The sequence below is a fragment of the Frankia sp. AvcI1 genome (assembly GCF_001420875.1).
GTDB classification, from domain to species: domain Bacteria; phylum Actinomycetota; class Actinomycetes; order Frankiales; family Frankiaceae; genus Frankia; species Frankia alni.
The window spans coordinates 11,542-24,115 of the sequence record NZ_LJFZ01000002.1; the positions used below are offsets into that span (position 1 = coordinate 11,542).

The window sequence follows — 12,574 nt, forward strand, 5'->3', positions numbered from 1 at the left end:
CAGCGCGTCCGGGTCGATCCCGGCCCGCTCCAGGGCCTCCCAGGACGTCTCCAGCAGCAGCCGCTGCTGGGGGTCCATCGCGGTCGCCTCCCGCGGGGAGATCCCGAAGAAGTCCGCGTCGAACTCGGCGGCGTCGGGCAGGAAGCCGCCGTGGCGGGTGTAGGAGGTGCCCGGCCGGGTGAGGTCCGGATCGTGCAGGGCGGTGAGGTCCCAGCCGCGGTCGGTCGGGAACGGCCCGATCGCGTCCACCCGCGCGTCCAGCAGCTCCCAGAGCTGCTCCGGCGAGCGCGCGCCGCCCGGCCAGCGGCCCGCGGCCGCCACGATCGCGATGGGTTCGTCGCCCGAGCGGACCGGACCGTGCGGGCCGGGCGCCTCGCCGACCGCCGCCGGCCGGTCGGTGCCGGTCAGCGCCGCGCGCAGGTACCCGGCGAGGCGTCGCGGCGTCGGGTAGTCGAAGGTCAGCGTGGTCGGCAGCGCGACCCCGGTCGCCGCCGCCAGCCGGTCGCGGAACTCCACGGCGCTCACCGAGTCGAACCCGAGGTCGGCGAAGGTCCGCTCGGCCTGCACGGTGCCGGCGGCGTGGCCCAGCACGATCGTCAGGCTCGCGCCGATCACGTCGAGCAGCACCCGGTCGGCCTCCGGCGCGGGCAGCCCGGCCACCCGTCGGGCGAGCGCGGAGCTCGGGACCGCGTCGCTGGCCGCCGAATCCGCCGCGGCCGCGGCCGTCTCCGCACCACTCGGTCCCACACCGATCGGCGCGACGGTGCCGTTCGGGGTGCTGCCGTTCGGAGCGGTGCCGCTCGGAGCGGTGCCGTTGAGTGCGGGGCTGTCGGGTATGTCCACCTCGAAGGTCCGGCGCTGGAACGGGTAGGTGGGCAGCGCGACGCGCCGCGCCCGCGCCGGATAGGCCGCCGCCAGGTTCACCGTGCCACCGGCGACGTGGACCTCCGCCAGCGAGCGGAGGAAGCGGTCGAGCCCACCGTCGTCCCGGCGCAGTGTCCCGACCACCGCGGCCGGTCCCGCGCCACCGCCCGCGGCCGAACGCGCCGCGTCCTCGACGATCGCCCGGATGCCGCCGGTCAGCACCGGATGCGGGCTGACCTCGATGAACGTCCGGTGGCCGGCGGCCAGCGCGGCGCGCACCGCCGCATCGAAGCGCACCGTCCCGCGCAGGTTCGCGTACCAGTAGCCGGCGTCGAGCCGGGACGTGTCCACCGCCTCGCCCGTGACCGTCGAGTAGAACGCGACGTCGCCCGAGCGCGGCGTGATGCCGGCCAGCAGGTCCAGCAGCGGCGCCTCGACGGCCGCCACCTGCGGCGAGTGCGAGGCGTAGTCCACCGGGATGCGCCGCACGTCCACGCCGTCCGCGGCGTAGCCGGCGATGAGCGCGTCCAGCGCGGCCGGGTCGCCGGAGACGACGGTCGCCGACGGGCCGTTCACCGCCGCCACCGCCAGCACGGCGTCCGGGCCGCCGAGGCGTTCGAGCACGGCCGCCGCCGGCAGCGGGATCGACGCCATCGCCCCGGTCCCGGCGAGCTCCGCCAGCACCCGGCTGCGCCGGGCCACCACGGCCGCCGCGTCGGCCAGCGTCAGCGCCCCGGCCAGATGCGCGGCGGTGATCTCGCCCTGGGAGTGCCCGATCACCGCGTCGGGCCGCACCCCGTACGAGCGCCACACCGCCGCCAGCGCCGTCATCACGGCGAACAGCGCCGGTTGCACCACGTCCACCCGATCCAGCGGCGGCGCACCCGCGGCCCCGGCGAGCACGTCGGGCAGCGACCAGTCGACGTGGGGGGCGAGCGCCTCGGCGCAGGCGGCGATCCNCTCCGCGAACACCGGCGAGGTCGCGAGCAGCTCGCGGGCCATGCCGGCCCACTGCGACCCCTGTCCGGGCAGGACGAGCACCACCCCGCCGCGGTCGGCGGCTCCGTCGGGCGGGCCCGTGACGAGCGCGGCGTCCTGCTCGCCGTCGCGCAGCCGGCGCAGGGCGGTGAGGAACTGCGCCGGGCTGGTGGCGATCACGACCGCCCGCCGCTCGAAGGCCGTGCGGGTGGTGGCCAGGGAATGGCCGACGTCCACCGGGTCGAACGCCGGCGGCTCGTGGTCGGTCAGCCGGTCGTGCAGCCGCCCGGCCTGCGCGCGCAGCGCGGCCTCGTCGCGGCCCGACACGGGCCACGGCAACGCCTGCGCCGCCGCCTCGTCGTCGGCGGCGGGCCGGCCCGGCGCTGTGGTCGGCGGCGTCTCGGTCGGCGGCGTCTCGGTCGACGCCAGTCTGGCCGGCGCGGTCTCGGCCGGCGGGGGCTCGGCGAGGATGAGGTGGCAGTTCGTCCCGCCCATGCCGAACGAGCTCACGCCGGCGATCAGCGGCCGGTCGCCGGCCGGCCAGGTGCCGTGGTCGGTCTGCACCCGCAGCCGCAGCTCGTCGAACGCGATGTCGGGGTTGGGGGTGGCGAAGTGGAGGCTCGGCGGCAGCTCCCGGCGCGAGATCGCAAGCACCGTCTTGAGCAGGCCGACGATGCCGCTGGCACCCTCGAGATGACCGACGTTCGTCTTCGCCGAGCCGACGTGCAGCGGCGCGTCGGCGGCCCGTCCGGCACCGAATGCGCGTCCCAGCGCGGCGGCCTCGATCGGGTCCCCGACCGGCGTGCCCGTCCCGTGCAGCTCCACGTACTGGATGTCACGGGTGTCGACGCCCGCCGCCCGCGCGGCCTGGCGCAGGACCCGCTCCTGGGCGTCCGCGCTGGGCAGGGTNAGCCCGTCGGTGGCGCCGTCGCTGTTGACCGCGCCGCCGCGGATCACCGCGTGGATCGTGTCGCCGTCCGCGAGGGCGGACGAGAGCCGCTTGAGCAGCACGATGCCGCCGCCCTCGCCGCGGACGTATCCGCTCGCCCGCGCGTCGAAGGTGTAGCAGCGGCCGTCCGGGGACAGTGCGCCGAACCGGGCGGCGGTCTCGGTGCTGTCCGGCACCAGGTTGAGCTGCACGCCGCCGGCGAGCGCGAGGTCGCACTCGCCCCGGCGCAGGCTGTCCGCCGCGAGATGCACGGCCACCAGCGACGACGCCTGGGCGGCGTCCACCGTCAGGCTCGGGCCGTGCAGGTCCAGGGTGTAGGAGACCCGGTTCGCGATGATCCCCCGGCTCTGCCCGGTGAGGGTGTGCCGGGTGACGGCGCCCGGGCCGGCGCGCAGCACCCGGGTGGCGTAGTCGCTCGTGATCGCGCCGACGAAGACCCCGGTGAGGCTGCCGGCCAGCGTCTCCGGGCGCAGGCCGGCCTCCTCGACCGCCTCCCAGGCGAGTTCCAGCACCAGCCGTTGCTGCGGATCGAGCTGCGCGGCCTCCCGCGGCGCGATGCCGAAGAACTCCGGCTCGAACCCGTAGACGTCGTCGAGGTGGGCTCCGAAGGCGGCGCCGAGCCGGCGGGGAACAGTCGGGCCGCGGTCGACCGCGTCGCCGCCGGCGCGCAGCAGGCGCCAGAACGCCGCCGGGTCGGGCGCCGAGGGCAGTCGGCACGCCAGCCCCACCACCGCAATCGGGTCTCCCGCTCCCCGGGGGGTGTCGTCAGCGTTCGCGGACACGGCTGATCCACTGCTCATCGCTGGGGCGCTCCTCGTCGTGAACGTTCAGACCCCCGACGCGCCGCCCTCGGACGGCACATTTCTCGGGAACGCCTGCCAGCGTAGGAGCACGTACTAACAACTGCCTTTAGATCCGCTAAAGGTATTTTCCGGGGAGCGGCCGAGACGATTTCCGGGCTGTTGCGAAAATGGCTTCGGCGGCGCCGAAAAAATGATCGCCGAAGGGCCTGTTGGCCGATATTTCCTTGCCACCGCATCTGACTTTCCGCGTACCGGTACCGGTACCGCGCGCCCGCACCCGGCCGCCGCCGGTGGCGGCTCGCGGTGCGGGGTCGATCGAGAGGCACGGACGGGGCGGTCGGCGCCCTGCCGACCGCCCCGTGCAGACGGGTTGGGAACCCTAACCGCTCAGGGCCCCCACCGTGTCCAGCGCGCCACCGCCGGCCGTGCCGCCCAGCACGTACACCCGGCCGTCACCGCCGGTGGTCGCGGCGGCGTCCGCCCGCTTGGACGCAGCACCCGTGGGGCCGGCGGTCCACTGGTCGTCGTCCGGGGAGTAGACCTGCACCGCGTCGGTGACGTCACCGCCCGCGTCCCGGCCGCCGACGACGTACACCCGCCCGTCCGGCCCGGTGGCGCCGGCGGCCTGGGTCACCCCGGTCGGCAGGTCGGACACCTGGGTCCAGGATCCGCTGCCACCCGTGCCGGGTGTGTAGGCGTACACGCCGGACGAGGCTCGGCCGGCCGAGCCGCCGCCCGCCGCGCTGCCGCCGGCGGCGAGGATGCGGCCGTCGGGCAGGGCGGTGAGGACCGGCGCCGTGACGGGGGTCGGCGGTGCGTCCGCCGTGGTCCAGCTCGCGGCGTCGGGGTCGTAGACTGCCAGCGTGTCGCCGTCGAGGACGTAGATCTTCCCGTCGGTCGCGCGGGCCGCCCGCGGCTCACCCATCGGCTTCGGCAGCGCCGTCCCGCTCGTCCAGGTGTTACTGGACGGCGTGTAGACCTCGACGGTGTCCGTCGGGTCGTTCGCGGCACCGGAACGGCCACCGATCGCGTAGATCCGGCCGTCGGTGCCGGTCGCGGCGGCGAGATGCGTCCGCGGGGTCGGCAGGTCGGCCGCGCCCGTCCAGGCGTTCCTGCTCGGATCGAAGACCTGGACGGTGCCCACCGGGGCGACGGCCGCGCCGGGCGCCCCACTCGGCGAGCCGGTGCCGGTCGGCGACCCGCTCGGTGTGGCCGACGACGAGCCGCTCGGTGTGGCCGACGACGAGGTGCTCGGCGTGGCCGACGACGAGGTGCTCGGCGTCACCGACGACTCGTCGGTCGGTGAGGAGGTGCCGGTGGGCGAGTCGGTGGCGGACGGTGCGCCGCTGTCGCCGGGCGCGTTCGGCGCGTTGGACAACGGGCCGAACGTCGGATCGCCGGTCAACGCGCCCGGGATGATCGTCGAGGTGGTGGTCGGACCGCCCGCGGGCGACGTGGGCNATGCGGTCGGCGACCCTGCCCGGGTCGAGGTCGAGGTCGAGGTCGGGGAGGCGGAGGTGCTCGACGGGGAGGCGCTCTGGGAGGGCGAGCCGGTGGCCGAACCCGACGCGCCGCCGGCGCCGCCCGCGGCCCCGGCGGTCGCCTGGCCGCCGATCGCGTAGATCCGACCGTCGCAGCCGGTGGTGGCGGCGAGGTGGGCGCGGGGGTCGGGTAGCGCGGTGATGGTCTCCCAGCTTCCCAGCGGGCCGGCCGTCGACGGGTAGGCCGGGCAGCCGCCGCCCGCGGGGCTCGACGCGGCGGAGCTGGTGGCGGTGGGGCTCGAAGCGCCGGAGCTCGGCGTGGCGGCACTCGCGGTGGCTGGGCTGCCCGTCGGCGTCGGGCCGCCCGGGGCGCCGGTCGGTGTCGCGGCGGCGCTCGTGCCGAGCAGGCCGGGCGAGGCGAGCGCCGCCGTCAGGGTGGCGGCCAGGACGAAGGCGCGTGGTGGGCACCGACGTGACGTGCGGGACCAACTCATGGGTTCCCCCCTCTTCAGGCCCACGTCCGCGGACCCCACCGACGGGTGGATGGCGTGGATGGGTGCATGGATGGATGGCGTCGCGGGGCCGGACGGCCCGAGCGACCGGCTGGCCGGGCCTGTGGTGGCCGTGGGGACCGGCCGGGTGGGCAGGGGCGTCCCGCGCACAGAACAGGTACGGAATGTGTTCCCTCTGCTTCGGAACGTAAGCTTCCCGCTGTGGGTGGTTGCGGCGAGGCCACCTCGCGGCCCCCCGCCACCCGAGGCTCGCCACCCGAGGCCGCCTCGCGGCCCCCGCCACCCCGCCACCCGCCACCCGCCGCCTCGGGACTGCGGCCCGGGGCCGCATAGCCTCTTCCCGTGCCCAGCCAGCCGCCGCCGGTCCCGTCGAGAGTGACCGTCCTGCACGCCCGCGCACTCGCCCGGCTGACGGGTGCGGCCGAGGCCCGGCGCAGCGAGCGCTTCTTCGCCGACCAGGGGCGGGTCGTGGCCGCCCTCGTCGGCCTGTCCGTGCTCGGATCGGCCGCGGTCGCCGCGGGGCCGTTCATCCTGCGCCACCTCATCGACACCTCGCTGCCGACCGGCCGGGTGCGCGATCTCGCCGTCCCCGTGCTGCTGCTGTGCGCGGTGCTGGTGTTCGAGTCGACCGTGCTGTCCCTGCGGATGGCGCTCATCGCCCGGCTCGGCGGGGTCGTCTCCGTGCGCATCCGCCAGACCGTCAACGCCCACCTGCAGCGGCTGCCGTTCGCCTTCTTCCCCCGCAGCCAGCAGGGCGAGGTGATGACGGTGATGTCGTCGGATGTCCTGGCCGCCCAGAACGCGATCTCGGCGACCGTGCAGGCGGTGATCTGCCGGCTGGCGGACATCGTCGTCGGCACCGCCGTCGTCTTCGCGCTGGACTGGCGGCTCAGTCTCGCGGTGATGGTGTTCGCCCCGGCCACCCTGGTGATCATCCGGTCCGGGCGGCGTCGCCTGGCCGCGCTGTCGCAGCGCCAGCGCGAGCTCGACGGCCAGCTCATGGCCCAGGTGTCCGACACCGCGTCGGTGTCCGGGGCGCTGCATGTGCGGCTGTTCGACCGGGTCGACTACGAGCGGGAACGGTTCGACGCGGCCGGCGCCGAGCTGCTCGCCGCCGCCCGGGAACAGGCTCGGCTGACCTCCCGGGTCCGTTTCCTCGTCAATCTCGGCATCGTCGCGACGATGACCGCCGTGGTCACCCTCGGCGCCTGGCTGGTCTCGTCGGAGCGGACGACGCTCGGCACGGTCGCCGCCCTCGGTGGCGCGCTGCTGGTGTCGTTCGGCCCGCTGTCCACTGCGGTCGATCTGCGCTCCGAGCTGGCCGGCGCCGGGGCGTCCTTCCGGCGGATCTTCGCCCTGCTCGACGTGCCCGAGGACGAGGCCGCAACGATGGCCGCCGGATCGCCGGCAGTCCTCGCGGGGCAGGCGCCCGCCGCGGCGGGCGATCTTCTGGCGGGAGCGGGCCGGCGGTCCCGGCCCGCTCCCGCCCTCGCCGTGCCCCGGCCGCTGGACCTGGACCTGGACCCGAGCGTCGGCGCGGACGCGGCGCCGGTGGGCCTCGACCTGGCCCTCGACGAGGTGTGGTTCGCCTACGACCAGGCTGTGCCGGGGCCCGCGCGTGCGGTGGGCGCCGCGGTGGGCGAGCATCCCGGCCCCGACGATCCGTCCTGGAACCTGCGCGGCGTGACGCTGCGCGTCGCGGCCGGGACGACCACGGCCGTCGTCGGCGCCAGCGGCGCGGGCAAGACGACGATCGCCTACCTCGCCAGCGGTGTGCACCGCCCGCAGCGGGGCCGGGTCCTGCTCGGCGGCGTCCCACTCGACGCGATCCCGCCGGCCCGGCTGCACGCGGCGATCGGCGTGGTCCCGCAGGACCCGCACCTGTTCCACGACACGATCGCGGCGAACCTGCGCTACGGCCGGCTGGACGCGACCGACGACGAGCTGCGGGCCGCCCTCGACGCGGCCAGCCTGTCCGCCCTGCTCGACCGGCTGCCCGAGGGGTTGGCGACCCGCGTGGGCGCGCGGGGCTACCGGCTGTCCGGCGGCGAGCGCCAGCGGCTCGCCATCGCCCGCGTCCTGCTGCAGTCGCCGCGGGTGCTGGTTCTCGACGAGGCGACGTCCGCGCTGGACACGGTCTCCGAGGCCGCGGTGCGCACGGCGCTGGACCGGCTCGCCGTCGGCCGGACCTGCCTGGTGATCGCCCACCGGCTCTCGACGGTGATCGACGCCGACCGCATCTACGTCATGGACCACGGCCGCGTCGTCGAGGACGGCACCCACCGCGACCTACTCGCCGACGGCGGCGCCTACGCCCGCCTCTACCGGCCGAGCACCGTCTGACCGGGCGGGACCGGCGAGATCGACGGCATCGACGGGATCGACGGGATCGATGGGATCGACGGCATCGACGAGGCCGGCGGGCCGGCCCGCCGCGGCCGGCCGGCGCCGGGTCGCGGGACGGTGGGCGCCGCGGGGGGCAGGATGGCCTGAAGCGTCGTGGGCGGAACGTGGTTTAACGCCTGCGGGAGGAGCATTCCGGTAGTGGATCCGGTGCGGCCGGCGCCGTCGTGGCACCCGCCGACCCGGACCGCGACCGGCAGGTCGAGAGGAGACACCCGCATGACCTCCACTGCCGGGAAAGCCACTGCCACCGGTGGCTCGGACGCCGCCGGTGGCCCGAACGCCGGTGGCCCGAACGCCGCCGGGCCCACCGCCCAGGGCGGCTACACGCACCGCCAGATCATGGTCATCCTCTCCGGCCTGCTGCTGGGGATGTTCCTCGCGGCACTGGACCAGACGGTCGTCTCCACGGCGATCTACCGGATCGGCGAGAGCCTGCACGGGCTGACCGCACAGGCGTGGGTCACCACCGCCTTCCTGATCACCTCGACGATCGCCACCCCGCTGTACGGCAAGCTGTCCGACCTCTACGGGCGCAAGCCGTTCTTCCTGTTCGCGATCGCCGTGTTCATCACCGGCTCGGCGCTGTGTACCTTCGCGACGTCGATGTACATGCTCGCCGCGTTCCGGGCGGTGCAGGGCATCGGGGCGGGCGGCCTGTTCTCGCTCGCCCTGGCGATCGTCGGGGACATCATCCCGCCGCGGGAACGGGCGAAGTACCAGGGCTACTTCATGGCGGTGTTCGGCACGTCCAGCGTCCTCGGGCCCGTCGTCGGCGGCGCGCTGGCCGGCCAGGACACGCTGCTCGGCGTCGCCGGCTGGCGGTGGATCTTCCTGATCAACGTGCCGATCGGCATCGGCGCGCTCGTCGTCGTCGCGCGGGTCCTGCACATCTCCCACGAGCGCCGCGAGCACCGGATCGACTATCCCGGCGCCCTCACACTGATCGTCGCCCTGGTGCCGCTGCTCATCGTCGCCGAGCAGGGCCGCGAGTGGGGCTGGGGCGCGGGCTCCTCGCTGGTTTGCTACGCGATCGGGCTGGTCGGCATCGCCGCGTTCGTGGTCGCGGAGCGGCGCNCGAAGGACGATGCCCTGCTGCCGCCCCGGCTGTTCCGCAACGGGGTGTTCGCCGTNGGCTCCGCCCAGTCGGCGATCATCGGAATCGGCATGTTCGGCGGGATCACCTTGCTCCCCCTCTACCTCCAGCTCGTCAAGGGGAACTCGCCGACCAAGGCCGGCCTGCTCACCCNCCCCCTGGTCCTGGGCATCATGCTGCTCTCGCTCGTCGCGGGGCAGATCACCTCGCGGACCGGCCGCTACAAGATCCTGCCCGTGATCGGCTCCGCGCTGCTCGTCGTCGGGATGCTGCTGCTGTGGCGGCTGTCGGCCGACAGCAGCCTCGTCTACGTCGACCTGGCGATGTTCGTCGTCGGCGCCGGCCTCGGCCTGAACATGCAGACGATCGTCCTGGCGATGCAGAACGCCGTGCCGCCGCGGGACATCGGCGTGGCGACGTCCTCGACGACGTTCTTCCGGCAGCTCGGCGGCACCCTCGGCGTGGCGGTGTTCCTGTCGATCGTGTACTCGATCGTCGGCTCCCGGATCACCTCCGCCTACGCGGACGCGCGGGGCACTGCGGCGTTCGACGCGGCCGCACGCAGCCATCCCGACCAGCTCAAGGTGCTCGGATCGGCGTCCTCGGGCGGCTCGGGCAGCCTCAACGACACCTCGTTCCTGGGCGGCCTCGACCCGGTGCTGACCCACCCGTTCAAGTCCGGCTTCACCGAGGCGATCACGGTCGCCTTCCTGGTCGGCGCCGCCGTGCTGGTCATCGCCTTCGTGCTGTCCCTGCTGCTCAAGGAGGTGCCGCTGCGGGAGACCGGCGCGGCCTTCGCCGACCAGCCGGACGCGCCCGGGGAGGCACCCGCAGGTCCGGGCACCCCCGCGCCGAGCGCGGCCGCCGCGCCGGACCCGTCGGCGGACGCCACGGGCCAGAATGCCCGCCAGAGCGAGGCCGCAGCCGCCCAGGAGACGGCTGCGGCGGAGGCGGGGAACGCTGAAGCCCCTGGGCCGCGCGTCGGCGGCTAGAGGGCCGCACATGTCGGAGGCGGCGCCTTACGGGCGGCCACCCGCGGCCCTGTCATCATCACGGATCACGGATGCCCGTCGTACGTGCGGCCGGCATTCGCCGACTACCAGTGCTCGAGGTGCGCCGCCGGGATCGAGTCCAGGCGGCGGCACGATCCGAAGCAGACCCACGCGGCACCTCTCGCGGGGCGGTTCCGTCTACAGATGGCCGCGGCGGACCATCAGGGCGAGCACGCAGGCCGAGGGCGCCATCGGCAGCCACACCGTGACCAGCCGATAGCCCAGGACCGCCGCGAGCGCGACGGCGGGGGACTGCCCGGCGGCGATGATCGCCGCGGTCAGGGCCGCGTCGAGCGAACCGAAGCCGCCCGGCGAGGGCACCAGGGCCGAGGCGGNGCTGGCGGCAAAGTACAGCGCGAAGACCGCCCCGACGCCGAGCGGCAGGTGTAGCGCGCGCATGATCGCCCACAGGGTCGCGGCGTGCAGCAGGGGGATGGCCGCCGAGCCGCCCCACAGCATCNCCGCCCGGCTGGGCGAGCGCACCGTGGAGCGCATCGACCGCAGATGGTCGACGACCCGTGCCCACACCCCGTGGGCCAGCCGGCGGATCGCCGGCACCAGCCAGCCCAGCAGCGCGGCGAGGGCGACGGCCGCCGCGGCCACCGCGACGCCGAGGGCCACCGGGCCGCTGTCGGGCAGCCGGGCGGAGTCCACCGGCAGGAACCCCCCGGCCAGCAGGACGGCCAGCACGGCGAGGTGGGTGGTGACGCCGGCGGTGGCGTCGAGGCCGACCGCCGTCAGCGACTCCCGCAGGGAGAAGCCGTGCCGGTGCAGGAAACGCAGCTTCACCGCGCCGACGCCGAACCCGGCGGGCAGCACGTGATTGGCCACGCTGCCGGCCACCTGGGCGGCGAGCAGGCGACGGACCGGCAGCGCCCGCGGCACCGTCCCCTGCTGGCAGGCCGCCCCGGCGACCCAGGTGAGCTGGGCGACGGCGACCGCGCCCACCAGCCAGAACGGATGGGCGCTGGCCAGCGCGTCGATGCCGGTCCGCACGGTCGACCACGACCGCACCAGCCACACCACCGCCACCAGCGGCGCCGCGCAGGCCAGCAGCGGACGAACCAGCCAGAACCGACCCCGGCGGGGCGCGACGGCTTCGGCCACATCCCCGCTCGGACCGGCGAGGACGAGCGTGTCGAGGGCCGTCGGGGTGGCGACGGCCATCGGGGTGGCGAGGGCCGTCGGGGTGGCGAGGGCCGTCGGGGTGGCGAGGGCCGTCGGGGTGGCGACGAGAGCCGACGGGGTGACGTCGAGAGTCGCCACGGGCAGCGCCCCGCCGCTCGCCGCCGACGCCTCCGGTAGCTGGCGCATCACGGTCCTCCCGTTCTGGCGTCCGCGTGGCCCTGGGCCACGTCGACCCGGTCCGTCGCGATGCCGTCCGTCCCGATGCCGTCCGTCGTGGTGCTGTCGGTCCTGACGCGGTCGGTCCCGATGCCGTTCGGGATGATGCCATCCGCGGGGATGCTCCCCGGCATGTCCTCGTCGAGAATTCCGCGACGCGTCCGTGACGGTTCACCCGAGTGTCGCGTGACCGCGTCGAGATCGGCACCCGAGCCGCCCGCGAGCAGCCCGGCGAGGCGTCCGGCGAGCCCGCCCCAGCTCCATGCCTCGCGCATCCACTCCCGCCCGGCCAGGCCCATCCGGGCGGCCCGGTCGGGGTCGTCGAGCAGCTCCACGACGGCTCGGGCGACGGCAGCGGTGCTCCGGCCGTCGACGACCTCGCCTGTGCGGCCGGGCAGGACGACGTCGGGGGCGCCGCCCTGGGCGCCGGTGATGACGGGCAGCCCGCTGGCCGCTCCCTCCAGGGAGGACAGGCCGAGCCCCTCCAGGTCCAGGCCGAGCCAGCGGGTACGCGACGGCATGGCGAACACGTCGGCGGCGTCGAGGTAGGCGGGCAGCTCCTCCTCGCCGACCGCGCCGGCGAAGTGCACGTCGTCGGCCACCCCCACCTGCCCGGCGAGACGGCGCAGCCGGCCCTCGGCGGGCCCCTGCCCGACGAGCAGCAGCCGGGCCCCCGGATGGCGGCGTCGCACGGTGATCCAGCCACGGATGAGCGTGTCCTGCCCCTTGCGCGGCACCATCCGGGCCACGCAGATCACGACCGGGCGATCCGACCAGCCGAGAGCCCGGCGGATGTCGGCCCCGCCGGCACCCGGCCGGAAGCGGCGGGTGTCGACGCCGCCGGTCAGCCGCGCGAGCGTGGTGCCCCGCGGGGACACGGCGACCAGCCGGCGACGGGTGAACGCGGTGAGGTACGTCAACACGTCGGCGCGGGCGGCGACGGTGCGCACGAGCGACCAGCCCACCGGCAGCCGGGACCAGGCGACCTCGTGCCCGTGGCTGGACGCCACCACCCTGGTGACGCCCGCCTCGCGCAGCGTCGGGCCGAGCACCCCGAACGGCGCGGCGGTGGGAAACCAGACGGCTTCGCAN

Annotated in this window: 6 protein-coding genes and 8 pseudogenes; 6 read left to right on the plus strand and 8 right to left on the minus strand. The window is 75.5% G+C overall.

Annotated elements, in window-relative coordinates:
* The 4 genes and pseudogenes from UK94_RS37250 to UK94_RS02275 form a co-directional block, all read right to left on the minus strand.
* Positions 1–1,823, minus strand: a pseudogene (locus UK94_RS37250) (acyltransferase domain-containing protein); the annotation flags it as partial.
* Position 1,824: 1 nt separating this feature from the next.
* Positions 1,825–2,748 (minus strand): annotated as a pseudogene (locus UK94_RS37255) (ketoacyl-synthetase C-terminal extension domain-containing protein); the annotation flags it as partial.
* Between the two features lie 4 nt (positions 2,749–2,752).
* Positions 2,753–3,591 (minus strand): annotated as a pseudogene (locus UK94_RS37260) (polyketide synthase); the annotation flags it as partial.
* 382 nt (positions 3,592–3,973) lie between these two features.
* Complete coding sequence (locus tag UK94_RS02275) at positions 3,974–4,738, minus strand: kelch-like protein (RefSeq protein WP_231861453.1); 765 nt, start codon at positions 4,736–4,738, stop codon at positions 3,974–3,976.
* Between UK94_RS02275 and UK94_RS75685 the strand changes: the two genes are divergently transcribed.
* From UK94_RS75685 to UK94_RS37280, 6 genes and pseudogenes are all read left to right on the plus strand, one after another.
* Positions 4,731–5,054: hypothetical protein (locus UK94_RS75685; protein ID WP_313949440.1), on the plus strand; the 324-nt coding region annotated here is incomplete at its 3' end. The genes UK94_RS02275 and UK94_RS75685 overlap by 8 nt on opposite strands.
* Before the next feature lie 875 nt (positions 5,055–5,929).
* Positions 5,930–7,930: an ABC transporter ATP-binding protein gene (locus tag UK94_RS02280; RefSeq protein ID WP_055748550.1), complete on the plus strand. Its 2,001-nt coding sequence runs from the start codon at positions 5,930–5,932 to the stop codon at positions 7,928–7,930.
* Between the two features lie 279 nt (positions 7,931–8,209).
* Positions 8,210–9,067, plus strand: an 858-nt coding sequence (locus UK94_RS37265; protein ID WP_235486243.1) for an MFS transporter, incomplete at its 3' end; no start/stop codon positions are given.
* A gap of 1 nt (position 9,068) precedes the next feature.
* A pseudogene (locus UK94_RS37270) lies at positions 9,069–9,123 on the plus strand (hypothetical protein); the annotation flags it as partial.
* Between the two features lies 1 nt (position 9,124).
* A pseudogene (locus tag UK94_RS37275) lies at positions 9,125–9,239 on the plus strand (hypothetical protein); the annotation flags it as partial.
* Position 9,240: 1 nt separating this feature from the next.
* A pseudogene (locus UK94_RS37280) lies at positions 9,241–10,078 on the plus strand (MFS transporter); the annotation flags it as partial.
* A gap of 198 nt (positions 10,079–10,276) precedes the next feature.
* Here UK94_RS37280 and UK94_RS37285 read toward each other — a convergent pair.
* The 4 genes and pseudogenes from UK94_RS37285 to UK94_RS02300 all read right to left on the minus strand — a co-directional run.
* On the minus strand, positions 10,277–10,473 hold a 197-nt coding region (locus tag UK94_RS37285), incomplete at its 5' end, for a lysylphosphatidylglycerol synthase domain-containing protein (RefSeq protein ID WP_235486245.1).
* A 1-nt stretch (position 10,474) separates the two neighbouring features.
* Positions 10,475–10,598 (minus strand): annotated as a pseudogene (locus UK94_RS37290) (UPF0104 family protein); the annotation flags it as partial.
* A 1-nt stretch (position 10,599) separates the two neighbouring features.
* Positions 10,600–11,452: pseudogene (locus UK94_RS37295) on the minus strand (lysylphosphatidylglycerol synthase domain-containing protein); the annotation flags it as partial.
* Positions 11,452–12,573, minus strand: a 1,122-nt coding sequence (locus UK94_RS02300) for a glycosyltransferase family 4 protein (RefSeq protein ID WP_235486247.1), incomplete at its 5' end; no start/stop codon positions are given. The pseudogene UK94_RS37295 and the gene UK94_RS02300, both read right to left, overlap by 1 nt.
* Position 12,574 lies beyond the last annotated feature (1 nt).